21 protein-coding genes and 1 pseudogene are annotated in these 25591 nt (G+C 57.4%); 8 read left to right on the top strand and 14 right to left on the bottom strand.

The genetic code is table 11. The annotated features are described in order from the left end of the window. Positions 1–3: 3 nt before the first annotated feature. The 3 genes from EXE52_RS08625 to EXE52_RS08615 form a co-directional block, all read right to left on the bottom strand. Positions 4–2688 carry a hypothetical protein gene (locus EXE52_RS08625; RefSeq protein WP_137703642.1) on the bottom strand — a complete coding sequence of 895 codons (2685 nt, stop codon included), beginning with the start codon at positions 2686–2688 and terminating at the stop codon, positions 4–6. Between the two features lie 252 nt (positions 2689–2940). Then, a complete protein-coding gene (locus EXE52_RS08620; protein WP_137703641.1) occupies positions 2941–3126 on the bottom strand; it encodes a hypothetical protein in 186 nt (61 codons plus the stop codon). A gap of 151 nt (positions 3127–3277) precedes the next feature. Next, positions 3278–3490 carry a hypothetical protein gene (locus EXE52_RS08615; protein ID WP_137703640.1) on the bottom strand — a complete coding sequence of 71 codons (213 nt, stop codon included), beginning with the start codon at positions 3488–3490 and terminating at the stop codon, positions 3278–3280. A gap of 272 nt (positions 3491–3762) precedes the next feature. Between EXE52_RS08615 and EXE52_RS08610 the strand changes: the two genes are divergently transcribed. From EXE52_RS08610 to EXE52_RS08590, 4 genes are all read left to right on the top strand, one after another. Next, positions 3763–4131 carry a hypothetical protein gene (locus EXE52_RS08610; RefSeq protein WP_137703639.1) on the top strand — a complete coding sequence of 123 codons (369 nt, stop codon included), beginning with the start codon at positions 3763–3765 and terminating at the stop codon, positions 4129–4131. Further along, a complete protein-coding gene (locus EXE52_RS08605; protein ID WP_137703638.1) occupies positions 4128–5366 on the top strand; it encodes a site-specific integrase in 1239 nt (412 codons plus the stop codon). The genes EXE52_RS08610 and EXE52_RS08605 overlap by 4 nt, the downstream gene beginning before the upstream one ends. 713 nt (positions 5367–6079) lie before the next feature. Continuing rightward, positions 6080–7237 (top strand): Fic family protein, encoded by a 1158-nt coding sequence (locus EXE52_RS08600; protein ID WP_089309333.1) that lies wholly within the window; start codon positions 6080–6082, stop codon positions 7235–7237. A gap of 902 nt (positions 7238–8139) precedes the next feature. Next, on the top strand, positions 8140–8526 hold the full coding sequence (locus tag EXE52_RS08590; protein ID WP_049933511.1) for a nuclear transport factor 2 family protein: 387 nt from the start codon (positions 8140–8142) through the stop codon (positions 8524–8526). A gap of 43 nt (positions 8527–8569) precedes the next feature. On the opposite strand, the gene EXE52_RS08585 is transcribed toward EXE52_RS08590, so the two are convergent. From EXE52_RS08585 to EXE52_RS08560, 6 genes and pseudogenes are all read right to left on the bottom strand, one after another. Next, entirely contained in the window at positions 8570–8917 is a 348-nt protein-coding gene (locus EXE52_RS08585; protein WP_089309331.1) for an Hsp20/alpha crystallin family protein, read from the bottom strand. 333 nt (positions 8918–9250) lie between these two features. Then, positions 9251–9547 (bottom strand): annotated as a pseudogene (locus EXE52_RS08580) (zinc ribbon domain-containing protein); the annotation flags it as partial. A 63-nt stretch (positions 9548–9610) separates the two neighbouring features. Then, positions 9611–10930 (bottom strand): methyl-accepting chemotaxis protein, encoded by a 1320-nt coding sequence (locus EXE52_RS08575; RefSeq protein ID WP_089309330.1) that lies wholly within the window; start codon positions 10928–10930, stop codon positions 9611–9613. A gap of 111 nt (positions 10931–11041) precedes the next feature. Then, positions 11042–12037, bottom strand: coding sequence for a CPBP family intramembrane glutamic endopeptidase (locus EXE52_RS08570; protein ID WP_089309329.1), 996 nt, complete (start codon positions 12035–12037; stop codon positions 11042–11044). Between the two features lie 96 nt (positions 12038–12133). Then, positions 12134–12451 carry a hypothetical protein gene (locus EXE52_RS08565; RefSeq protein ID WP_049933516.1) on the bottom strand — a complete coding sequence of 106 codons (318 nt, stop codon included), beginning with the start codon at positions 12449–12451 and terminating at the stop codon, positions 12134–12136. A gap of 1 nt (position 12452) precedes the next feature. Next, complete coding sequence (locus EXE52_RS08560) at positions 12453–12794, bottom strand: winged helix-turn-helix domain-containing protein (RefSeq protein WP_199237896.1); 342 nt, start codon at positions 12792–12794, stop codon at positions 12453–12455. A 123-nt stretch (positions 12795–12917) separates the two neighbouring features. Here EXE52_RS08560 and EXE52_RS08555 point away from each other — a divergent pair, with 123 nt between their 5' ends. The 3 genes from EXE52_RS08555 (at position 12918) to EXE52_RS08545 (ending at position 15734) form a co-directional block, all read left to right on the top strand. Further along, positions 12918–13841, top strand: coding sequence for a glycosyltransferase family 2 protein (locus tag EXE52_RS08555; protein ID WP_137703637.1), 924 nt, complete (start codon positions 12918–12920; stop codon positions 13839–13841). A gap of 142 nt (positions 13842–13983) precedes the next feature. Beyond that, positions 13984–14934, top strand: a complete 951-nt coding sequence (locus EXE52_RS08550; RefSeq protein ID WP_049933521.1) for an ABC transporter ATP-binding protein — start codon at positions 13984–13986, stop codon at positions 14932–14934. Continuing rightward, on the top strand, positions 14934–15734 hold the full coding sequence (locus EXE52_RS08545; protein WP_089309326.1) for an ABC transporter permease: 801 nt from the start codon (positions 14934–14936) through the stop codon (positions 15732–15734). Before EXE52_RS08550 ends, EXE52_RS08545 begins: the two co-directional genes overlap by 1 nt. A 1731-nt stretch (positions 15735–17465) precedes the next feature. Here the strand turns inward: EXE52_RS08545 and EXE52_RS08535 are convergent. Beyond that, a complete protein-coding gene (locus tag EXE52_RS08535) occupies positions 17466–18206 on the bottom strand; it encodes an HAD-IIA family hydrolase (protein ID WP_241987264.1) in 741 nt (246 codons plus the stop codon). A 192-nt stretch (positions 18207–18398) separates the two neighbouring features. On the opposite strand from EXE52_RS08535, the gene EXE52_RS08525 reads away from it, so the two are divergent. Beyond that, positions 18399–19649: an RNA-guided endonuclease TnpB family protein gene (locus tag EXE52_RS08525; RefSeq protein WP_096593637.1), complete on the top strand. Its 1251-nt coding sequence runs from the start codon at positions 18399–18401 to the stop codon at positions 19647–19649. Between the two features lie 504 nt (positions 19650–20153). Here EXE52_RS08525 and EXE52_RS08520 read toward each other — a convergent pair. The 4 genes from EXE52_RS08520 to EXE52_RS08505 form a co-directional block, all read right to left on the bottom strand. Beyond that, positions 20154–21782: a hypothetical protein gene (locus tag EXE52_RS08520; protein ID WP_241988226.1), complete on the bottom strand. Its 1629-nt coding sequence runs from the start codon at positions 21780–21782 to the stop codon at positions 20154–20156. Positions 21783–21826: 44 nt separating this feature from the next. Further along, positions 21827–22696: an ABC transporter ATP-binding protein gene (locus tag EXE52_RS08515; RefSeq protein WP_089309443.1), complete on the bottom strand. Its 870-nt coding sequence runs from the start codon at positions 22694–22696 to the stop codon at positions 21827–21829. 710 nt (positions 22697–23406) lie between these two features. After that, a complete protein-coding gene (locus EXE52_RS08510; RefSeq protein ID WP_089309444.1) occupies positions 23407–24462 on the bottom strand; it encodes a DUF4350 domain-containing protein in 1056 nt (351 codons plus the stop codon). Beyond that, complete coding sequence (locus EXE52_RS08505) at positions 24459–25574, bottom strand: S49 family peptidase (protein WP_089309445.1); 1116 nt, start codon at positions 25572–25574, stop codon at positions 24459–24461. Before EXE52_RS08505 ends, EXE52_RS08510 begins: the two co-directional genes overlap by 4 nt. Positions 25575–25591 lie beyond the last annotated feature (17 nt).

Here is a 25591-nt window from a genome sequence, read left to right as displayed (position 1 = left end):
TTCCTAGAGCGCCGTCTGTTCGATAGACGGCCCGGCATGAAGTGGAGCAGTACTCCGGGCAGGAACGATGTCTGAGTCAGTGACGTACTCCTCCCGGTTACGGACCCCCCACAGTGCCGGGAGGATGTCATCAAGATATGGCCGTGGTGAGTGGAGCTCACGAAGGTCAGGCGGTTCACTGATGCCGGTATACGGCCATCCTACCGTCTCGACAGCGCCATCCGGTCCGTGATGGTCGCGACCGATGCGGAGAACCTTCGCAGCGACGTGGACTGTCGGCCTCTCCGGATCTACGACGAGTGTCGGCCATACGTCGGTGTAGCGCTCGGCATTCGGTCCATCGATGGTATTGAACGAGAGAACAATACGATAGCCTCGCTCGGTCTTCTCAACGAGACCAACCTCAATGAGATCGGCGAGGTGATCTCGTCGCGACCGGCTGGAGACTCCGGCTCGCTCATCGAGTTCAGCACTGGTCACCGGATGGTCAGCCTCGAGGAGCGTCGAGACAAGTTTGCGGGGCGTAGTCTGCCGGCCGTCGAATCCACGGAGAAGTCGTCCAGGATCCAGCTGGGCGAGGGCATAGCGAATCTCAGCCGCGTCGACGCGACGGCCCTCATTGTCGCCAGCGAGATACTGGAGTGCGTCGGCAACATCGAATGGTGTCCGAGCGAGGCCGTGGAGGATGGACGTCGCCTCCGGGGTGAGCCGGAGATCCCTCGTCTCAAGCATCCGGCGGGCCGTCTCAGCAACCTGCCGGCGCGTCGGCTCAGTCCGCACCTCACTGCGGATGGCGATCTCTGGAGCGTCGTCATGGGGATCGAGACCACTGAAATGCTCGCGAAGGGTGTCGGCAACTGCCTCGGTCTTCCCAGCGAAGTCTCCGACCAGCGTCCAGGAGCCGATGAGTCGAGCCCACGGGTCGGCGGCATCAACGGTCGGATCGAACGCCTGCCGTCGTTTGTCAGCACGCTCCTCAAACAGCTGCCGGTAGGCAACGTGGTGACCATAGCGGCTCCCGATCGCTGAGCCGATGGAGAGCGACCGGAACAGGGCGTCGCGACGATCGTCATCAAAGCGCCGGGAGAACTCGGGGAACTTCACGACTCGAGTGAGTTCCACGTCGACGAGATCAAGAAGATGCGTCAGCGAGCCAGCCAGCCCGAGAGCATCCCGAGTGATTGGGCCGCGGAGGTCATCATCTTCAGCTTCGGCGTACCTTTTGGTGAGATCACCGAGTTCGTTCGCAGCCTCGAGAAACACCTCCTGGAAGTCGTCGTAGGAGCTGATCTCTTCAGAGAGCCAGCCGATATTCCGCATTCCGCGGAGGACTGTCTTACCGTCCTCGAGCATGTCGAGTACCTCGTGATCCTTGAGGCGCTGTTTGGTGAGGACTTGGTTGAAGGTCCGATGATCGGCGAGAGCTAACGCTAGCGTCGTCCACACCTGTAGAGGGTTATCACCTTCGGCACTAATGACGAGGTGATCGTCCTCATGGTGCCAGCGGCCTTCCGCCCGATCATCTTGCTTGGCGATTGGGTAATTGACTACTGATACCCCTGGTTCAACCGCTGTTCCAAGGGCTGCCGCAGCCGTACGGCGGTTGCTATAACGGGTCTCGTGGTGAGACGGGAGGCGGTGACGATCAGTGGTGCTGGGTGGTGCGGTCTCAGGCTGGTCCGGCCCCTCCCCGTGTGTACGCGGGATTACACGGCTATTATTGCAGAGCTTTCGAGAGTTGCTAACGCACTCCCCAAGCCGCTTCTGTACGGCAATTTCCTGCTCATAGAACTGGCGTCCGGCCGTTGTCAACTCGACGCGCCGGTTCTGCGTGGAGCCGAATGTCTCGACGAGGCCGACGTCGACGAGGTCGCCGATGATCTGTCGGATGCGTGAGCGCCCAACGCAGAACTCGCTGTAGAGGCGGCTGTAGGCGAGCGTCTCAGTGTCGTCTGTCGCGAGGAGCCGCAGTGTCTGTGCGTGCCAACTGCCGTCGTCGACCACATCGAGTGCCGCTGCGAGTTCGGTCTCAGGAGGGGTTGAACCCAGACGCTCGCTAACGCCGGGGAGGTCGTCGCGATGATGTTCAGCGAGCCACGCCCGCTCAACGCCGGAGCAGACGAACCGGACGTCACACGCGCGCCCCAGCGCCGCGACGAGCTTGCACCACGACTGTCGCGTCTCTGCGTCGGTGTCACGGAAGTTAGCGGGGAAACGAATGGAGATAGTCGGTGTGCGTTCTGTCGCGACAAGCGGACCAAGCGCGGCGCTACAGTCCTCGAGATTCGACCGGAACCCCATTGGACGGCCACTTCCTAACTGCGAGAGTAGTGTGACTGCCTTCCAGAACCAGCGGTCGTTGACATTGCCGGTGAATGAGAAGAAGACGTCTACCAGCGCGCCATCAAGCGCACCCTCTCTGAGGGCGTCGACGAGCTGGGCGCGCGCCTCTGTAGGAGTATTTCCACGAGTGAGATCGCGTACTGCGACGATTATCTCCTCGACGAGGCTGCCATCGGTCCACGGATCTGTAAGTTGTGTCCAGAGTCCGGTTGCTGTCGACTCTGGGTCACGAATGTCGATCCCGTCAAGACTTGATGTCTGCAAGTAGGTGATCCCGGCGTCGATCCCCGGAGTTGTACCGGCCGATCCGGTGTCTATCGCACCGCTAGTGGTGGGTTTACTCACAGAACCCTCCAACTACGGGGCTACTGGTCGGACAGCCGTCGTGATCAGCAGCAGATGGGATCGCTGTTCGCGTGCTACCAGGGCTCACGACACTATTGGCATCAGCCCGTAGGATCAGGTCTAGTAACAGTAAGACCCTAATACCCAGGACGACAAGCAAGAGGTGGACATAGCCCGGCCAAGGTAGTCCACCTGGAGTGGGGTAGATCCAATTTCTCTGCCCCAGTCCACTCGCCGCAACCAGCGTCAGCTCTAGCTGTCACCCCCGTCGTCTTCAATCTCCGCCCACTTGAGCTCCACTTCGACCCAGATCTCTTTGCCTTCCTCTGGCTGGATCTTGTGCTTCTCCCGGATATTAGCTGGAATCGTCACCCGCCCTCGAGAGTCCATTTCGAGCGGCTGCTGACGGCCAATCTCGATCTTCTCAGCCATGCTCATACCACATACATGGGTAAACATGGGTGAAAAGTCTACTGCTGCCCCATATCGAGGATACTGATGGTAGTTACCCAGTTTGTCCAAAGTAGACAGCGCTGAACAACTAGTGACCCGTGTCAGCCCCTCTTAGGGCTAACACGTACATTCTCAGCTACAGTTCTTTCATGTAGACATTCGTGACTTCGAGTTCGCCTTGGACAACAACCTTTTCAACTCGCTCACCTTTCTCATATTCCAGATTCTCATCGATTGCCCCGATCGCTCGCCGAGCTTTAAGTGGAACTGCTGCGTTGTATTTCGGCGGGCCAAACTCGAGTTGTACGAGTGTTTTGTCCCCCTCCTTTGGTTTATCAGAATCGGCCATACAACACTGTTAGACCCAAGATGCTTAGTATTACTGTAGAGTACTGAGGGCCCGATCAGTAGTTAAGTTTGTGTACTGAAGTAAAAGATACCGTAAAAGCATGTTTCAATCTGTAGAACGCACCCGCTCCAGTCTTGCGTTTTTGTTTTTTGATATTTACTAGGCGATGGAGTATTGCTTCAGTACACAACACTTTTTTGCTGAAGCAATATATATAATAGACTTTATTTTCATCGAGCAACATTTTTATCCCGTGATCAGTAATACTGTGTATGGAACCTGTTTCGATTACTCTACCCCAACAAGGTGGAAGATTCCAATTAGGGATTCCAGAGCCAGAGAAAGATTTGTTTGATAAACTGAAGGAACAGTACGGGTTCGGCTCTGATGCCGAAGCTGGGCGATGTTTCCTAAAATTGGGTATGATGTCGGTTGTTGATAACGATCCTCGCCACTCAACAACATTACAGTCATCTGAGGAGTTCACGCCAATCACGATTCGGGAACTTCTCCCAGAGGGTGCCGAGAATGCTGTCGATATGACTGACGAGTTCTGGGAGGAGATTCTTCGAGATGAGATGATGGATATCGTTGAGGACGACCCCGAAATAAAGCGAGATGGGTTCGGGATCTACAGATGACTATCGATTTCAAATCTGACACTCGGCCCCGGCAAGACGATGAGTCCTTAGTTGAATACTATCTCTATTTTCGGGGCAATGAAATCGGACCAAGATCAAAGAGGAAGTATGAAACTGCGTGGGATAACCTACAGCGATTTCTCAAACAGGAGGGCTACACGCTGCCTGAGATCACGAAGAAAAAAGCTCTTGAGTGGTGCGAGTTTTTACGCGCACAGAATATCAAAGAGAGAACCGCTGAATATAATGTAAGTGCCATCCGTAAAATGGTGGATGACCTGAAACAAACGCCAGAAGTTGGGGAGGGCAACCCATTCCAAGAGGCACTCGACACTGACCCATTCAGCTACGACGACTCAACCAACAAGTTGGAGGTTCCACTCAATTATCTCCGCCGAGCGATCTTCAATATTGACCATCCTGTCACGCTATTCGTATTCGTAGTGCTGTTGAAGACTGGATTACGACGCTCTGAGTTGTCGAATCTTGACGAACGTGGCGTAAATCTTGACCGGCCAATTGCTGCTGCACTCGACACACCACGGCCAGAAATACGAGATAAACCGAATACGATCTACATTGATTCGTCGATTAGTGAGGGTGACACAGTCAACGGTGAGAAGCGTAAGAATGGTAACAAGCCAGAATCGTACCGCGAAATCCCGCTTGATGAAGAGACAGTCAACCTCTTCGAGTGGTACCTAGGGCTGGCTCCCACCTCAAAATCGCCAGCCAATCCGATTGTCAGAGTCTTCGGGAACGGAGGGCATGACGTTAAAATTGGGGACAGGTTGGGGACGCAGGGAATATACAACAGAGTTGTCGGTATTGCAGAGGAGCATGGTTGGGACGTGGAGGGGGGTGTGACGCCGCACTGGTGCCGGCACTGGTTCACCACGCAACTGAGAGCGCGTATCAACGATGACGAGGTGCCTATCGGGTCTGCAAAGGAATATGTCCAAGGGCTTCGAGGAGATTCAGATGATTCCGTCATCGATACCTATACTCACGAGTGGGAGATCGACGACGAGAGTAAGAGCTACCCCGAGGTCTACAGAGATAACATCCCTACGTTGTTGCTCGATCCGCACGAGGACGGTGAACTCACATGCCCGTCGTGTAGCCGTGAGCCGCCTACTGTAACGTTCTCGACAGTGGGACCTGCCGACGGTGACGGCACCGACAGAATGCTCTGTAACACCTGTGCGCGGCGCGAATACGTCTCGCTGGATTAGCTTTCAGAGTAAGCTGCTCTGTTGAGTCCGCAGAAGGCGTCGGGATTGGGTCACAATACGGTTGGTTCAGTGTCGCTATCGAGTGGATCCTGAGAGACAATCTTGCTAGAGAGGTGAGAAGGGAGTCAGTATCGGGGAGCTCGACCCAGCACATCAGCGGTGAAGAGCAACCGAGTCAGTCCTTCAACTGTTGGTATCCCCGTGCCGTCGTCGGATTCAACAAAGCAGAACACTACGTAACATCGCAGACCAGTCTGGAGCGGAAGACTTTGAGAAGTGGTGTTCGCTGTGTGGGACTACTGTTCTGGATAGTCGTTCATATCTCCTTGACAAGGACCTCGAACTATTTCGCACGACTTCTGAAACAGCCAGTTCATAACCCTTGTCGAGATGAAAGGGGTGGTGTCGATATGAACACCCCTTCATCGAAATGAATTCTCTACCTCTTCAATGTCATCACACACCAACTTCGAAGTGAAGACCCCGCCATCGATATGAAATCTCAGACATCACAACACACCGCCGGCACCGTCGGTATCCACTGTTCATGTGGGATTAGCGCAACCGTCGACACTATTTGTCTCAGCTAGATTAAGCGGATATAGTTGTAGCACAACGACTGGAATTTGATTTGGAGCGGTCTTCGATCCCGCTTATCCAAATTTGTTTATAAGCCGTATGATTAAGTCGTATCAGAGACAAAGTAATTCAAAATGAGAGCAGAGGATTTGCCACCAGATGCGCCGGGGCACTACCAACAGTCGCATCCGCATCCCTACTATATTCCAGAGAAGTTGCCCCTCTCATCGCGGGTTGAGATTGACGAGGATCTCACAGCGACGATATCAGATGCGACGTTCCAGTTGGGACGTATCGACGGGATTAGTCCCACTGTCGATTTCTCGCCGGTACTGTATACGTCGCTCCTCCGGCTCGAAGCAGTCGAAACAGCAGAAATTGAGGGCGCAGATGTCGAGATGGACGAAGTCTACGCGTATCATACACGCCAGAAATCAGGCAGTTCTGGGCGTGTGAGCCGTGACTTACAGGAGGTTCTGAACGCTGAGCGCGCACTCAGTGATGGATTTGACGCGATTAAACAAGGAGAGTCGATTTCGGTCGAACTGCTCAAATCACTCCACGAAACATTACTCGACGGAGTTCGGAACGAGGGGGACGTTGTTGGTGAGTGGCGAGATGATGATGTTCATATTCCGTCGCCCCGTCCCGGACAGTCCCCATTTGTGCCACCACCGGCGGATCATGTCTCGGAGCTAATGGACTCGCTTGAAGCATATATTCAGATGGACGGCGAGTACCACCCCCTGGTTGACCTTGCGATCACTCACTATCAGTTGGAGACAATTCACCCCTGCTCGGACGGCAACGGTCGTCTCGGACGGATTCTAATCGTCCTCCAGTTACACAAGGCTGGCTATCTGTCTGAGCTGTACCTCTATCCGAGTGCCTATTTTAATCGAAACAAGCAGGAGTACGTCGAGACGATGCGTGCGGTTAGCGAAGAAGGCCAATGGCGCGACTGGATTGCGTTCTTTATCAAAGGCATTGAAGAGCAAGCGAAGGACTCCTACGAGCGAACATTCGAATTACTCGAACTCCGGCGAGAGTACGAAGCGCAGTATCCGAATCAAAAGACAAGTCACAAACTCGCCCGCGAACTGTTTGAACTGCCGTACTTCACCGCAGACAACATCACGGATCGGTTCGACGTAAGTCGACAGACTGCCTACAATGCGATTGAAGAACTCGAATCGGATGGCATTGTTATCGAAGTGACTGGCAAGCAGCGAAATCGTGAGTACAAAGCTATCGATGTATTCGATATTCTTGAACGGCCGGTACAACGGTAGCAAAGCTTAGTCGCCTATCCCGGATGCTGGATCGGTACCCATCGCTCCCGCCCCGAACAGTAGCATAGCACCGCCAATGACTGTCAAGAACCCGAGCACACGTTCCGAGTCTGGCTCTTCGGAGAGAAGCGACGTCGTGCCTGAGGTGTACACCGCGTAATATCGCCCGCTAGCGTCAACTACAATCGCTTCTTGAAGATTCGTCCGAGACTGACTACCCCCAGTCTCAACCGCCTGCTTGACTGCTGGTGAGTACTGGTCAACGGGGCGAGAAACGTCCTCTAACGCCTGTGTGGCATTTACTCGCTCCAAGGTGAGACGATAAGATTGCGCCGACTCGTTCCAGCCTGTAACACGTTTGAAGACACGCCCGTCGCTGGGGAACGCAAGATACCGATCTTGGGAAGCAAGCGACGGGTCTCCGGCGACGTGCCGAACCCCGGGATACGGTGCGAGACCCGATGTCTCACCGGCCAGCCCGGATTCAAAACCACAGATTCTGGTCGGGGACCGCTCTCTGAAGCAGTCGAGTCCATCGATTTGTCTGAGTCTCGGTGAGTCTTGTCGAATCTGTATTCGGTCATCTTCAACGGTGAGCTGTGTGGCGCTATACTCGTATTCTGTTCCTGTTATGTCTAGCGGGGGTGCCCAGAATGGAACTGTGATTAAAACCAGTGCGAGTATAATGAGAGCAATTCGAGGAGGGCTGTCGACCATACCAATAGATATTGTTCTAGCGTTTGTATGGATTTTGCCCAATAGCAACATTAGCTCCTCACTGGTCCGCTCCGTTGAACTCGATGACGGCGTGGGAATCCTTGCTTGAGACCTTGTTTAAGATTGTAATCTCGGTCTGGTGAGCGACCCGTGAACACTTGATTATTGGACTCCTCGTCTGTCACATGGATGCCCGATCGACAGTCAAAGAGTACTACGACGCACTACGGGCTGGTGACCCGCTTGCCCCGTACTTCGCCGAGGAGCACGATGGCGACGACGCATTCGTGAAGTTTGGTATCTCGGAGCGTCTCGTCGGGAGCGAACAGATCCAAACCGGCCTCCGCACCCAGACCGAAACAACGGCTGAGTGGACCGTAACTAGTCACGCACTTCGAGTCAGTGAGCGCGGGACTCACGCCTGGTTCAGCGACACTGTGTCAATGGGCTGGATCAATACAGAATCTGGAGAGCGTCACGAGTTCGACACACGGTGGAGCGGGACACTAACGAAGTCGTCTAATGGGTGGCAGTTCGTCGGAATGCACGTTAGCACGGCTGACGAGCTGTGAGATCCTCGATCGTTCGCGAACGCCACCCCTCGGGGCGATCAATTCAGTGAAATCCGATATTCGCGGGGTCCGTATCGCGGTCGAAGGTCACCTCAAGGATACCGTTGTTGAACTGCGTTTCCCCAGAGGTGTCATCGACGTAGGACGGGAGGTCGACGCGCACAACAAACGGTCGTGGGTCACTCGCCACCCGAATCGCTGCGGTTCGTCCGTCACACTGGACGGTAATGTCGTCCGATACAGCGTGAGGGATGTCTGCAACTACCCGGATCTCCTCGTCGTACTCGTGAACGTCGACCGCGGCGTCGTCGCCGTTCGTTCCGGACAGCAGGTCTTCAATCCCGTTGAATTCACCACCGGGTTTGTCCTCGTCGTCCGAGTTCCGCCTCATTATTATCTACAAGGGACTGGCCGGTATAACCCTTCGGCGAGACTGACCGAGCGTACCCAGAGACGCCGACGCCATGCGGGAGCGAACGACCCCACTCGTGTCCTCGTCGAGGCGTACGTTGAAGTGATGGATTAATATCAATCAGCGGGCAGAAACTTACGGAGAATCGAGGAGAAAGCCCTGCGCTTTAGCGCGGGGAGGGTGTCGATCTTCAAGCGTCCGAGAGACGGAAAATCATCACTGTACGGGTTCCCGCGCCAAGTTCTCGTGGTTACCGAGCGATTGACCGAGTGAGAGTGAACACGAAGAGGGCGGTCGTGAATCGCCTCGGGGTCAAGCCCCGAGGCTTCCCGTTTCCACGACATGACTTACAGACACGGACTCGAAGTGAGTCGTGTCCGTAGCGGTCACAGTCTCCATGGGCGTGTCTTCAGGCCATCCTAGCCCTAATTCAGCAAAGCCTCTCTGCAGGACGTTCATCGCCGCATTCGCGTCCCTGTCTGTCTCAAATCCACACGACGGACAGGAGTGTTCCCTAACCCAGATTGGTTTCGCTGTCTCCATACCGCACGACGCGCATTCTTTGCTCGTGCCTCGAGCTTCGACCTGCACGACGTGACTGCCGTACAATTGGAGATTTGGAACGAAACGTGGGGTCTGGCTGTCTGTCGGTCCGATTACGATATGCCTGCCTCAGACAGACGTGTTCATGACCTCCGCCAGTTCGTGGTCAATCTGTTCGACCTGCTGGGTCAGCTGCGAGACCATCTCTGTCTGGCTCTTATTTTCGTCTGCGATCTCCGCAATCTCCTCACTCACAACAGTAGCCCGTTCGGAGACATCGTTGACGGCACTCGATATCTCTTCGGCCACACTTGCCTGCTCGTCTGTTGCGGCCGCAATCTCGCTGATACCGCTTTCGGTCTGTTCGACTGCCGTCAGGATCTGTTTCTGGTTCTCGAGGACGCCTTGGATGTCGTCTCTCGCAGACTGGATCTCGTCGTTGGCTGTTTCGACTTCTTCGGTCGTTTTGGAAGCCTTCGCTTTGATCCTCGCGACGATGTCTTCGATCTCGTCAGCTTGGTCCTGCGAGCGATTCGCGAGGTTCTTCACCTCGTCGGCGACGACCGCGAAGCCGTCACTGTCGCTGCGTGCCGCTTCGATGTTGGCGTTTAACGCCAGCATGTTCGTCTGTTCGGCGATATCGTTGATCACGCCGACGAGTTCTTCGACTTCTTCGATCTCGTCTCTAAGGTCCGCAACGTCGTCTGCGACGGAAGCCGATTTTTCGGCTGTGTCGTCTACCTGGTCGATGACCTCACCCGCAGTGTCGACGGACTCTTCGGCGAGGGTTCTCGACTCGGCGCTTTGGTTGCTGACCTCTTCGGCGCTGGACGCGATCTCCTCGACGGTCGCGCTGAATCCGGAGACATCGCCTTGGGTACTTTCGAGTTCGGCTGCTTGCTCGTCGACGAGCTGGGTGATCTCGTTCGAGCGATCCGCGACTTCGGTTGTCGACTCGCTCAGCTGTTCCATGGATGTCTCGACATTGTCCGAGAGCTCTTCCTGGAGGTCGGCGAGCGTCTGCCGCTGTTCGACGACGGTGGTGACGTCGAAGAGCAGCTCGACAGCCCCAACGACCTCGCCAGTGGGTGTCTGGATCGGGGTCGCAATCGCTCGGGCGTGTGCCTGTCTTCCATCTGGACGCTCGGCAGATCGGAACTCGTCTTCGCGGATGGGTCTTCCGGTGCGGACGACTTCTTCAGCGAGGGTCTCGTCTTCGCCCTCGGTACCGAACACGTCGTATGCGTTCATCCCGACTGCCTTGTCTGCGGGGAGGCCGAGGAGATCGGCTGTTGCCGTATTCCACTGGGTGATGTCGCCGGCGTCGTCAACGACAAACGCTGCCTCAGGGAGTGTCTCGATGAACTGCTCGAAGGCATGGCGCCAGAAGTCGTTATTTGGTTCTGTATTTCGGTCTTGGAGGTGATCGTTCCGCGTGGCTGTGGCCATGCCGAGTGGGGACGATCAAGGTATGTGTGGGTTTTGCTCCTGTTATTGCTTTTGATAGGGCCCCAATTCGCGGGAGGGAATGATTGTATTCACCACGACTAATTGTTGATATTATGATAGCCGCGACCCCAAGTCACCGTTCCGGAGAGCAACGTATCCGACAGTGAGCGCAGCGACACAGAGCACCGCTGCGCCGTTGACTGCCCCGTACACCCCGACGAACTGTGCCGGGCCGGTGAACGTCGGCCGGACCAGCATCGGCAGAACCTCCGCAGCCTCACCGAAGTTCGCCAGCCCGTAGATGTTGTTTATCGCAAAGTTGATCAGGAAGTGGACGCCGATTGGCAGCGCCAGCGAGTCGGTCCACACGTACGCGGCGCCGAGGAGGAGCCCCAACATCACCCGGAAGCCGAACTTTTCTAGCGTCCCCGGGAAGTGCCCGAGACTGAATATCAGCGATGACGCCACCACCCCTGCCACGGCCGCACCGCGGTCGGACAGCCACCGACTCCGGAGTCCTTCGACGGCATTCGTCAGAATGAGGCCCCGATAGACCAGCTCTTCCCAGAAGGCCACAAACGCCCACTGGAGGGTGTACGCTCCGAACGCAGCGACGAACGGCAACACGTTGGCGCCAACGCCGCCCGAAAACAGCTCGGAGATGGTCGCCCACCCGGCGAGCGGACTCGCGGGGAGTGCCACACCCATCCCTACCAGAGCCACGACGCTGCCAGCGGCGAAGTCCTTCAGGAATGACGGGCCGAACGCCAGTCCGTAGTCGGTCAGCGGTCGCCGGTCAACGTACTTCGCGAACACAACTGCGAGGAGGAGTCCAACGAGCGCACCGATCAGGTTGGTCGCGGCTCCGTTGACAGACGGCGGGAGTTCGGTGCCCGCGAGCGCCAGCGCCGGGAGCACGAAAATCCCCACGAGCGCGGCGACGTACACTCCGAGGATCCGCCAGAGTGCGCGGGGGCGATTCTCATTTCGATTCCACAGCACGGAGGCGACGCGTCCGATGATTCCACCGTAATTAGTTCGCCGGTCGTCATCGGCCGACCGGGATCCGGTTCCTTCGAAGTTGGTGTCGGTGTCTGCTTCGGTCATCGACACCTGAACGCATGGACGCATAGAAAAAGGCCGATTTCCCTGGCTTCACTGGTTGAAGTCAACCTACCGTCGTATATGGGCTCGGGCGTGGTATCAGTCTCGGCGTGGCATCCACAGTCCGTAGAGGATCAGTCCCAGACCGGTGAATTCGGGGATTTGGAGGAGGAGATTGAGGACCGCGGTGGGAAGTTCCAAGACGTAAGTGAAGATGAGGGCCAGCGGGGCCTGAACGAACAACACCAGTATGAATCCGATCGCGATGTACAACATCGGACGGCTCTGATTCTGCCGGTATGCCGTGTAAGCGAGGTAACCGATCCCCAAACCGATGATCATCGGGATCACCTCGCTCACCTGTCGAATCGTTCGTAGCGTTTCGAGATCAATCGATTGGAGCGGTGTATCGAGCATATTAGCTTCCCTCTACGAACTGCGTGAAGCGGTCTGCCATCCGTTTCCGCCGTGAAATTGTAATCTCAAAGCCGTCTTCGCTGAGATCGAGTTCGATGCCATCGAGATCCGTCCGGTAGAGTTTGTAGTTCTTCCCGTCGGTGACTGGCTGGATATCTTCAGTAACCAGATCGTACTCGCGGAGTCGTTCGAGTCGACGGTAGACAGTCGGCTCCGAGACCCCGGCGCAATCGCTGAGCTCCGCCGCCGAGCAAGGTTCCTTCTTTGTCTCGACGAGAATCGTGCGCGTACACTCGTCCCCAAGCAAATCTGCGAGCGCTTCGGGATCTCCCACCCCGGACACTGTGCGTGTGCCATCTCTTGTTTTGGCAATATAGGTTGTGCCGTTCTGGGCTTTCTGTCCGGCTTCACTCAGAGAAGCCGTCGGAAACTCTCATTGATACCAGCGATCACGTTTCAAGTACGGATGTCGGACGGACAGACGCACACCCCAACGAGCATACTCCTCCCGACGGTGTCTTGGACTCCCGCCTGCGGCGATGTCGCCGCACAGTTGGGTTCAGAAGACGAGCTCCTCATCATCCACGATACCGAGGACGACCCGGTTACGGACCGAGAGCGGTTCCCTGAGAACGTTCGGTTGGTCCCCGCTGGCGACCCCGTCGGGTGTTCCGGGAAAGCGAATGCCATCGCTGCTGGGATGGAGGCCGCCAATCACGACCGTCTCGTCTGGACCGACGACGATTTTTACCATCCGCCCGACTGGCTCGACAAGCTCCGCCGTGACTACGCTGACTACGGTCCGACGACGGAACTGCCGGCGTTTGTGGGTCAGGACCCACTCGCGATCCTGTTGGTACCGATTTACGTTCTCGGCGGCACGCTCGGGACGTATGTGGGTGATCACGCTTGGGGCGGAGCTGTCATCTTTGACCGAAGTGATCTTGATGAGGCAGGGTTTCTTTCGGAACTCCGCCAGACTATCAGCGACGATGGCCTTCTCGGGGAGCACACCGACGTGACGTCCGTTCGGCGTGTACGCAAAGTACCAATGGGTGGGAGTCTTCGACAGGCGCTCGAACGACACGTTCGATTCAATAAAATTTTCGCAACCCACGATCCCGGAGTCGCGAAGCTCTCCTTCGGAGCGTTGACCGCCGTTCTCGTCGGGTGTCTATTCTTTCCGTTCCTCGCAGTGGGGCTTACCGCAGTAACAGCAGGTGTGTATGCTGCCTTCGGCGTTCGCCGAGCGTCACTACTCCTCGCTGTGCCAGCGCTTATCGCAGCCGTTCCACTGGGAGTGTATGGCTTTACCCGAGATACGTTCATCTGGGCAGGTCGGCGTTATCGCTGGCGCTCAAAGTTTGATGTCGAGGCAGTAGACGAGTAGTTTCCATTCAGTGCGTGTCAATCAATGGTGAATGGGCGATATGTAGCAGCGAATTCCGCGATAATGCTGTAAGCAGAGTTTCACAGTTAGAAGCACTGACCTCCGGTTTAACAGGTTTCCCGCGTTCGGTGAAGTTGTGACAATGACAGGTCCCGCGATTGAAATAGACGGATTGAGCAAACGGTTCGGTGACGTGACCGCTGTCGATAGTGTTGATTTGACCGTTGAATCGGGCGAAATCTTCGGGTTTTTGGGTCCGAACGGGGCTGGAAAGTCCACCACGATCAACCTGCTGTTGGACTTCGTGCGACCGACGAGTGGAAGTGCGTCCATGCTTGGACTAGATGTCTCGAAGGACCGCGAAACGCTCCACAGCCGGATCGGCGTCGTTCCCGAGAACTACGGATTATACGACAGACTGAGCGGTCGGCGACACGTGGAACTCGCGGCCAAACTGAAAGACGCTGACGACGATCCCGACGAGCTACTCGATCGGGTCGGCCTCTCACAAGAAGACGCGAACCGGGCCGCCGGGGACTATTCGACGGGGATGAGCCAGCGACTCGCCCTAGCGATGGCACTTGTCGGTGCGCCTGATCTGCTCATCCTCGACGAACCGACCAGCGGTCTCGACCCGAACGGCGCCCGGGAACTCAGAGAGATCATTCAGGCGGAAAACGATCGCGGCGTGACGGTGTTCTTCTCGAGTCATATTCTCGAACAGGTCGAAGCCGTTGCCGACCGAGTCGGCATCATGAATGAGGGAGAGCTCGTTGCGATTGACAGTATCGGCCGCCTCAGACGCCAGCTCGACACTGGCGCGCAAGTGATACTCGACGTGGACCGACAACCGGAGCGCAGTCTGGGTGACCTCCCGAACGTACGCGACATCGATGTAGGCGGCGGGACCGTTCGGGGAACCTGTCTTGAACCAGCGGCGAAACTCCAGTTCATCGACCGGGTTCGCGAGCTGACGACGGTCACCGACGTGCGGATTGAGGAGTCATCGCTTGAGGATCTGTTCGCCAGCTACACCGGTGAAGACACGACGGACAGTCAGACCGAGACGGTAGTCCCGGGTGGTGTCGCGTAATGAGCGTTCGCACCATCGCCCGGAAAGACTTGGCCGATGCCAGTCGTTCGAAGGCTCTGTGGGCGGTTATCTTAATCGTCCTCCTGTCGACGGCCGGGATCACGACACTCCTCGCAGTAACCAGCGACATGGCAGCCGGTGAGGTGTTCTCACTTTCGTTCCAACTCGCTGTGACGATGCTTCCCATCGTTGCGCTCGTGCTCGCCAAAGGGGCAATCACTGCCGAGCGGGAGTCCGGGTCGCTCCGAGTCTTGCTGAGCTTGCCGCCGTCACGCCGGGACGTTCTCGTCGGGAAGCTCCTCGGACGGACAGCCCTGATGCTCGTCGCCACGCTTATCAGCGGGTTCGTGACTGGTCTCGTCGTCCTCACGATACTGGGTGGGACGTTCGGTTCACTGGCGGCATTTATCGGGTTTCTCGGCCTCATGGGCGTGGCGTTCGTCGCTATCGGAGTGGGGATCTCCGCGGGTAGTTCGAGCGACAGTCGTGCGACCGCCGTCGCCGTCGGAGCCTACATGATCTTGGTCGCGTTGTGGAACCTGATCCAGAGTGCTATCCAGTACGGCGCCATCGAACTGGGTCTGATGACCGAGGGCAGCGCGCCGGCGTGGATGAAATTAGTCGGGCTGTTCCCGCCCAACCGCGCCGCGAGGGCTGCCTATCGGAACACTGTTGCGGGGCAGCTCTTCGGAACGGACCCGTTCGCGTCGGTCTGGCTGCCGGTTCTCCTCCTGTTGGCCTGGATCGTGGTTCCTGTTACGATCGGGTATCTCCGTCTCCGTGACGCCCAGATCGGGTGATAGGTTAGCCAAGTGGAGCCGGATCCCGATCCTCATCGCCGATTCGGGTATCGCCTCTCGCTCCAGAAAATCTAACGCGATACGACTGCTATCACCGCTGAGGCGGTCGAGCGAGGAATATCAGGCCGTACTATCATCAGTTGGTTGTGTCAGCGACTGTCAGATTCATCCCCGGCTTCAGGGCGGGGCTTTCTTTTCGCACTTCCGTAACGATGGACCGACCGAATGAATGCTCCGTCGAGACTGCTTGCTCACGGTTGGGTTCGGCAGGCACTGCTTCAACTGTCGACCCACTCGACAGTTGTCTCTAGGAACCGGAAATCTACTCGAGGACAGAGAGGTTGAATTGGAATCTGAGCTGTGGGAGGACAGCGATAACAAGAGCGCGGAGTACTCGTCGTGTGCCTCGACACCGCAATTTATAGAGGCTAGAAGGCGAATACACCCGCCTTCAGGCGGGTGATGAAGCCGACATAGTGGGAAGCAATCCACTAGCCGAACGTCTGTACCGAGTTTCACAGACAGAGATTTAACTGACAGGCCGCTATATACAAAGGTAGGAATCGGTCGGAACGGAGCGGATTCCGAACCGTCCTTCGGAGGCGGCCCGTCCGCCCGCGTAACGAGGCAGTATCTGAAAGGTCAGTCGGTGAACGCCATATCCTCGAAGGGTGTGTCTGTGCCGACTGCTCAAAGCAAACCAGACGATACCCCCAAGTCCGTTGACGCTTGCCGGCGTCCCCGTGGCAAAAACAACACTGGGACGCCGTACACGGTTGAGGATAGGGGTAACGGCCAGTTGGCATGGCCAGCAGTCCACCAGTCCGACACTGTGGGACTACCCGTGCCCGAAAGGGCTGGTAGTCCACTGACTGGACTGTAAACCTGAAACTCCCACCGCTCGGGATTCCTCCGCGTTTACCCGGAGGAGGATGTCAATACTAATATCTGAATCTTAAAAACCGAAGTGATATTGGATTCAGCAGTATTCAGCCGACGAGAGGTTCTCTTCTTCGCGCAGTGGCAATTTAACAGTTTGGCCCGTACGTTGGGGTGGTCAGTATGGCTGCCAGACGTATACTACGATACCGTATAGTATGCCGGAGAAGGCACCGTAAGAGATGGCCTCCACTGGCGCGTCTCCTAGAAGGAATGAAACGGCTGAGACTGTAACGATCCAGAGAAGACCGTGAAGGAGAGCGGTTCGTTGTCGCTCAGTCGTGGGCAAAAGACTGCTCGGCAGGCGCTGCTTGGAAGGCATAAATGATCGTGGAGCAGGGATCTCCTTGAGTCTAAGCACACAATACGACAGGGCCGCTGGCGGTGGAGGGCCGATACACAGGGTGAGTGGCGGCCAGTGAACGCCAAAGCGGGGGAGGGGGAGGTGATGAGAGATCCCACCAACTGTGCCACGGCGATGGGACGAGCTCAACAGTCGGATACTTGTTGTCGGCCGCCTCCGACCGGCGGCTACGTGAACCATATAGCCCTCGAAACATCAACCCATCAGCAGTGTTTCACGCCGCGAAACAACAACGCTTCTCGTCAAGAATGTCGATGATCCGTTGGTGTGTCTCGTGGAAGCGAAAGCAGCAAACCGCAAATTAGTGCGAGTTTCGAAACAAGACGCTACAGGCGATGTCCGGCAATGCTTCGAAAATATACCTTTTGACTCTGCTGAAATTCTCAGCAGGTGAGATATTCTGGCCCGGTTGTGGTCAATACAGGAGATTATATAGTCTCAACCAATTCAGCAACTGATTCGACGACATCGTCCGGGCGGTACGCGAACTCTGTGAGTTCGTCACGACTAGTCGACCCAGTGAGTACGAGGTACGTAGTCAGGCCAGCCTCGATGCCGGCCACGACATCGGTGTCCATGCGATCCCCTACCATCGCCGTCGATTCGGAGTGCGCGCCGATCCGATTGAGGCCACTCCGGATCATCACTGGATTGGGTTTGCCAACGAAGTACGGCTCTTGCCCAGTGGCTTCCGTAAGGAGCGCAGCAACGGAGCCGGTAGCCGGGAGTGGGCCCTCAGGTGAGGGTCCGGTAGCGTCCGGGTTCGTTGCGACAAACCGCGCGCCCTGATCAATCAGTTGGACGGCCTGTGTGATATTCTGGAACGAATACGTGCGGCTCTCCCCGAGAACGACGAAATCTGGGTCAGTATCGGTCAGCGTGTAGCCCACCTTATGGAGCGCTGTCTTCAGTCCAGCCTCACCGATAACGTAGGCGGACGCATCTGGGACTTGATTTGACAAAAACTGTGCCGTGGCCACGGCCGAGGTCCAAATCCGCTCCTCTGGAACATCAATACCCACATCCGCAAGACGGGCAGACAGATCGCGACGCGTGTAAATTGAGTTGTTCGTGAGCACGAGAAACTCCTTGTCCTGCTCTTGAAGCCGGCCGATGAACTCTTTCGCCCCCGGGAGAGCAACCTCCTCATGTATCAGCACTCCATCCATATCAAGGAGCCACGTGCTGGGTTGGTCTTGTGTATGAGACATAGGAAGAAGTTATCAGAACTGTGTTCGCCGTGGACTTGAAAGTTTACAGGCTGTCGAGGCGAATGCCACGGGGCTTGACCCCGTGGATGAAGCCGACACTCCGTGACACAAGCCATTAACTAGCAACACAGCGATAATCGAGGTACGGCGATGTGGTATGACTACCGCTTCCGCGCCTACCCTGACCGAACAGGTGTGACTGCGGAAGTGGAACGCCACATCGACATCCACCGCCAAGCATACAACCACACCCGCTACGAATACAGTGTCCTCGACACCGACGAGGACAACATCGGTTCGGCGTACCAACACCAGAAACGCCTCACCGAATGGAAGGACGAGTGGCCTGTGTTCTCCAAAGTCCACTCGAAGGCGTTACAGAAGACCGTCGAACGCTTCTACGACAACCTCTCGAACCTCTCCGAGAAGAAGCAGAACGGGCACAAGGTCGGGTGGCTCAACTGGAAGTCCCCAAGCGAGTACCAGAGTATGACGTATTCGCAGTCTGGCTTCGAACTCAAAAACACGAGTGGCCGGACTGCCACAATCTGGCTCTCCAAAATCAGTGACATCCCCATTCGATATCACCGTTCCATCCCCGACAACGCAGACATCAAAGAGGTGACGCTGAAGAAAGAGACGACGGGTGAGTGGTACGTCACGTTCGGCCTCGAAGTCGAAGACACCACGCTCCCCGAGAAACCCGCTGTAGACGACGTGGATGTTGAGGACTGCGTTGGCCTCGACCTCGGCATCCAGAACTACATCTACACGTCTGACGGCAACAGCGTGGACTGGCTTGACCTCTCCGACGAGTACGAACGCCTGCGTCGGGAGCAGCGCAATCTCTCCCGGAAAGAACACGGGAGCAACAACTGGGAGAAACAGCGCCGTGGGGTTGCCAAGATTAAGCGCAGAATCAAGCGGAGGGTTGAAGACTTCCAGCACAAGCTCACGACGTGGCTCGTCACGACGTATGACGCCGTGTTCGTGGAAGACTTGAACGTCTCGGGAATGCTTCAACAGCGTGGGAACGCTCGGAATAAGCAGGATGCCGCGTGGCGCAGATTCATCGAGATGCTGGAGTACAAGGGCGACCTGTACGGTACGCACGTCGTCCAAGTAGATCCTGCGGGGACGACCAAAGAGTGCGCTGAATGTGGTGTCGAGACGGACAAACCGTTGTGGGTGCGGGAACACAGTTGTCCGAGTTGCGGGTTCGAGGCGGATAGAGACGCGAATGCGTCGTACAACGTTCTTTTTCGCGGCCTTCAAGAGTTAGGTCTGGGACAGGCCGAATCGACGCCCGTGGAGACTGCGACCGCTGTGGAAACCGATGGAGGACAGTCTTTGTCGGTTCCTGTAAGTCGCGTCGTTGAAACGGGAAGCCTCGGGGCTTGACCCCGAGGCGGTTCACGACGCGCTTGACATCCTCCCACGGCTGAAGCCGGGGGATTCGTCCGCGTTTACGCGGAGGAGGATGTCAACTGTAGCGACGCCGGACACCCAGCGCCGGCGACGACAGTTTCTCCATGACAGAAAATTCGGGGCGAAAACCTCGCCTTTCAGGTCAGGGAGGATGTTAAGATCGGTTTCGGTGATGAAGGATAGTGGACTACAGACCTGCGTTTCCGGCACTGAAACGCGACAGTACAATTTTGAATCAACCGCATCAGTACCTATCCGGATGCTGGGGGGGATACAATCGAAAGAGCTGGCACTACTGGTTTGGTTGGTGGCGACGTTCGCTATTGGAACAGTGGTGTATTCGCCGTTGAATGGGCTTGCGCTCTCTGTGCCAACGACCTGGGGATTGTGGGCGCTGTTGATGTTGCGTGAGAGAGAATAGAACATTCGTAATCAGAGGAGGGCCCAGGATAACTTGCGTCGAATTTTTGAAGGAAGCTAGCCCAGATTCGTGTACACCCGTCGTGTCTGTGCGGCGACAACAACAAGACCAACACCGACGGCGGCGAAGACAATCGGGACTCCCAACGACGTGCCCCGAGCGGTGACGCCGGCAAAGTCAGCAACGAATCCACCGTTGAGCGGACCGATGTACCAAAGTCCGAGATACAACGCTTCGAACAGCCGAGGCGATCCAGTCCATAACCCAGCAGCGAGTGCGAGCGACGGCGGGAAGATGACGAGACCCGTCACTCCGATGAGTGCGGTGGGACCTCCTGTGGCCACAGCGATCGCAAACGCACCGGCCCCGACGACGATGGTGATTAAACAGCCGGCAATCCACTCGCCGACAAGCTGGCCAACCGGGTAGTCGGACGTGAGAACTTGAGGGCGAATCCCATGACGAGCGGTCTGTGAGCCGATCTGTGACCAAACGAAGAGTGGCCAGACCGCGACCAACGAGAGCAGCCCCCGGGCAGCTCCCTCAGTGCCACCACCAGTGAGGGCGATTCCAGCTGGCACGACCGCCAACAGCCCCGCACCGAGATACCACCAACGCGGTTGTCCACGCAGGAGACGACGAAGTTCCATCGTGAGGACGCGCCGAAACCCGCCGGCACCACGACGGGTAACCGGAGGAATCGTGACATCATCACCAACAGGCGAAGGGGACACAGCCGGATCAGCCGTGTCTGTTGGAGTTTGTGGATTGGACGCTGTCTGTGTCGCAGTCTCAGGGGGAGTCTCGTCGAGCGGGAGGCGCCGACGTACCTTCTCCACTACCCCGCCGGTCGTCCGAAACCAATTAAATGGCAGTGCCGCGACAAGCGTTACGGCCAGTCCGACGGCGACGGTACCCAATCGCTGAGCGAAGAACCACGCCGGCCACGGGCCTCCCTCGTACCGGAACGTTTGCGCGTTGGATCCACCCGTTCCGAAGTTCGCGAAGCTACTCTCGAATCCCGGCACAGCGGCCTGTATTGATTCGAAGGTGAGATCGTACGCGAGGGTGAGCCCGACAATATCGAGCGCTTTCACAGTCGTCGGGACAGCGGCCGGGACTGCCGTTTCCGGACGCGCCGACTGTGCGGAGAGCAAGAAGATGGCCCCGAAAAAGTACGCTATCCGACCGAGGGTTCCAGCGAGCAGATTGATCGTGCCAAACAGCATCGCGACCGCGCCAACAAACACGGTAAGTGGAACGACCATCACAAAGACTGGCCAGCTGATGGCAATTGGGTCGGTGGCACCGACCCCGTAGATCGAGTGGTTGACGACCGCTGCGCCTGCGAGTACCGCTGCGGTGAGAACGCCGACGGCGGTGTTGCTCAGTAGTTTTCCGAGTAGGTACACCGGTTTACTGGTCTGTGAACTGGTTACCACCGGGAGGTGCCCGTGGCGGTCATCGCGTTCAATCGACCCGCGAAGCACGTAGAATCCGGCCAGAAGCATGACCGCTGATCCGGCCATCCCAGCGTTGAGCCCGACGAGGTGAGAGGTCAGCGCGCCGTTGACGTTCGGCCCGTTGGAAACCGTATAGAAGACGCCAAACGAGCCCGAGTTGATCAGGTATCCGACATAGATGACAACGGCAAAAAAAGATGAGTAGCTTTCGCGACCGAACACGAGCGATAATGTCAGTCCGAGCAATATGATAGGCTCGGCGGACGTCAGTTCGCATGCGTAACCGTTTGGAGATATGCGTCTTCGAGCGATGCGGTGACCTGCTCGGCGTCGGTGGTCGGCGGATCCTCCGCGACGAGCCGAACATCGACGCCGTCTGCCCGCTGGACGGTGTTACAGATGGGGAACTCTTGTCCGAGTTGCTCTAGCGTCGACTGGGAGACCCGGCATTCGTAGACATCGCCGTCAACGGACTTGATCAGCGACTCGGTTGGTGCGTGGGTGAGTAACTGCCCGTCTTCTAACACGGTAACCGTGTCAGCTGTCGCCTCAATGTCCGCGACGACGTGTGTCGAAAAAATCACGACGCGATCATCAGCGGTGTCAGCCAGCGCATTACGCATGCGAACGCGCTCCTCCGGATCGAGGCCGACGGTTGGTTCGTCGACGACCAACAGCTCGGGGTCGTTAAGCAACGCTTGTGCAATCCCTGCCCGCTGCCGCATACCACCAGAGAACGTGTCGAGGCGCCGATCACGCACGTCGGTGAGGTTCACGAGGTCGAGCAACGCTTCGATCCGCGCGCTCGCCGCTTCGGAATCAAGCCCCCGTAGCGCCGCCACGTACTCGAGATACTCCTCAAGCGTTAACGTCGGATAAGTGTCGAAATCCTGTGGCAGATATCCGAGTAGGCTTCGGACGACACCGGGCGATTCGCTCACCCGAGTTCCGTCCCAGTAGATCGCTCCTTCTGTCGGGGGCGTCACCGTCGTGAGCATGCGCATGAGAGTAGACTTCCCAGCACCGTTCGGACCGACGAGGCCGTGTACACCAGCACCGAGTCGAAGGGTAATGTCTCGAACCCCCCAAAGACCCTCTGAGTACTGCTTGCCGAGCGATTCTATCTCAAGTCGCATGTGTGCCCCAGAGTGTCGAGATGACATATACATGGGTCCGGTGTTTCTGGGCCAGTGACAGAGCCGGCATAGGTCAGCAAAGTCGCGAAATTGGTGTTTCACGTCCGGTAACGGTGACTCAACTTATTATGGACTGGATTTCCACCGTCTGTACATGCCCGCAAAAGAGGCTTACCGCGCTGCGCATCGCACAACCGACCACTCAGGAAACCCAGATACACGTCGGGTTAGTGGTGAGAGTCTGGTACTGAGGAGTTACGACGATAGTACCCACAATGTTCACGTCACAATCACCGACGACAACGGCGAAACCGCGTTCACTCGGACCGTCTCTGTCGGTCCACAAGACACCGTCAGCATCCAGACACGTCTCGAACGCGCAGTCTACCGAGTAGATGTCCGACTGGATAACGGTGTGGGTGACCGCGCAGACTGTCTTCTCGGCAGCGACCCGAATGAGTGTGCCAAGATCGAAACTGGAAACGGAGTGGTTAGTGTCGTTGAAGGCTATTTTTGATCGGCTGGTGTGCGCGGCGAAGAGCTACTGAGAGTTGAGAGTTAGTCTCGTTTTAGGGGGCAGATGGCTGACTCTGTATCGTCTCCAGAACTGTGACTAACCCGTTGGTTTCCCCTGAACACACGAATAGCACCGGCAGTTAGCCCTATGGAATATTAGAGCAAAAATCCACGCAGCGGCTGATGAACCGATGCTAAGCCGTCGCGTTCTCTGGCGGCTCAGGCGGCTCGGGCGGCGTCGGGCCACCGGGCGGCATACCCCCACCCGGTGGAGTCCCGCCGCCCGGTCCGGTCGGCGGTCCGAACGACACGTCAGGCGCGTCACCGCTCACGAGGAAGTCAGCGAGGTTCCCGATGAAGACGCCGTTATCGGCGCGACGGGCGTTTTCGGGCGCGAAGAAACTCGAGTCTCCAACTACTGCGAGAGACTCGCTCCGTACTGCGACCGTGTATGAGCCAGACTCCCGAGTGGTCGAAAGACGCGATGTCTCCGCCGTGGTGAGCGTTGCTGAATCGTCAGCAGAGCCAACGGACGCCGCGCCACGAAGGACGACCTGCTCAACCCCCTCAGTAAGCGGCGTCGACTCGGGCGGCTGTACGAGGACGCTGAGGTAGCCCGCGTCGTTGTGCTCCATGTCGTACACGTAGCCGGCGTCGCCGTAGACGCCGAACGGGGATCCGAAGTCGGTCAATGCCCCGGCGTTGCCTGGGTCACTCGCGACGAGGGTTCGGCCGCCCGCCTCAACGAACGAGTTGACGGCATCAGCATCTGGTCCTGAGAGTGCGCCGGGGGCGGTCGTCACGAACGCATCCGCATCAGCGAGCAGCGACTGGAGCCGCTCACCGCTTCTGATTCCGCCGTAGAACCGAACCTCGTGGCCGTTCTCGATGAGTGTCGAGGTAAGCGGTGTGACGCCACGCCGGGCGCCACCGAGCGTCCCAATATCTGCCTCCGTGGGGGCATTACCGTCCTCAATCGGAAGCACGGGCAGCCCGCCACCGGCGCCAGTCGTACTGCTTCCGAGGTGGACGACGACCGTGTTCGACGGCTCGCCGCTCTCCATTTCGATGTCACCGCCCTCGCTGACGGTTTCCGGTTCGACGGAGTCGAGCCGCCAGTGGTCGTCTGTAACAGGCTCCGTATCCGGTGGGGCCGTATCTAAGAGGACACCCCCGGCTGCGGCGACGCCGACAACAGCCAGGAATATGAGCGCGAATGCGCCGATTGCCGTTCGGAGATTAACGCTCATGCGGGCTCACCTCCGTTCGTCGCGCCGGTATCGTCGTGTTGCGTGCGGGCGTCGTCGGCGTTCGTCTCACTACTGAGTTGGTCCGTGGGCAGTCGTCCAGTGTAGCTTGTCATGACTATTTCCTCGCCGACAGTCTCGTCCCATGTTTGCGGTGCCACCGCGAGGATAAGATCGTCGTTGAGATCGCTTTCAGAGTCGTCGACAACGACGACAGTACTGTCGTCCTGTTGTAAGAGCGGAATACCCCCCGGAACGCGATTCTCGGTACGACGCGTGTCGACCGCGTAGTCGTCAATACCGGCTTCAGTTGCGGCATCAGCGACTGCTCCATCGACAAAGCCAAATCGGTCCGCGAATCCGTTGGCAACGGCTTCGGTTCCGAGATAAGCATCGGCGTGCGCGATCGCTTCTCGGTCAAGCTCGATCTCTTCGCCGCGCTGTTCGATCACGTTCTCGATGAAGAGGTTGGCGAGCGTTTGTCGCCGCTCGCGTTGTGTGTCCGGATCGCTACCTCGTTTGTCAGGGCCGGTCGTACCCGCACTTGGCCCGTTTGGAGCCGGCGCGGCCCCCGCAACACCGACGCTACCGACCGCCTGCGCGGACGGAGCTACGTAGATGCGATCGGCAGGCGCAATCGCGAGATACGCGCCGGACGCTCCGAGCGTATCTACTGCGGCGTATACCGGCATCACCGAGGCAGTACGGTCGACCGCAGCGTACATCCGTTCGCTCTGTGCAGGCAGGCCGCCACCGCTGTCAACTTCCAAGACGACCGCCTGGATGGAGTCGTTCATGCGGGCGTCTCGGAGGTTGTCTTCGACGTGCTGTGCTGTCGACGAGTCTATCGCTCCGTCGATTTCGATCACAGCGACGGTGCCGTCGGGACCGGTTACGGCGCCGTACACGCTGGGAGCGACGAACAGCCCCGCAGCAAGCGCCAGTATCACTGCGACACCAACGGCGTGTCGAGTGGTCAGCCGGTCGACAACCGATCCCGACTCGGAGCGTGGCAGAACACGGTCGGAAGTTGTCGGCGAGTGGCGCTCGGTTCGTGTGTCCGTATCCGGCGTCGATTCATCTGGAGATTCTGTGGGGCCCTTCTCAGAACTCATTGCCCTGTCCTCGCTCG

The sequence above is a fragment of the Halorubrum sp. CGM4_25_10-8A genome (genome assembly GCF_005435025.1).
GTDB classification, from domain to species: domain Archaea; phylum Halobacteriota; class Halobacteria; order Halobacteriales; family Haloferacaceae; genus Halorubrum; species Halorubrum ezzemoulense.
The sequence above is the reverse complement of the archived record's forward strand: the minus strand, read 5'-3'. Positions and strand labels throughout refer to the sequence as shown.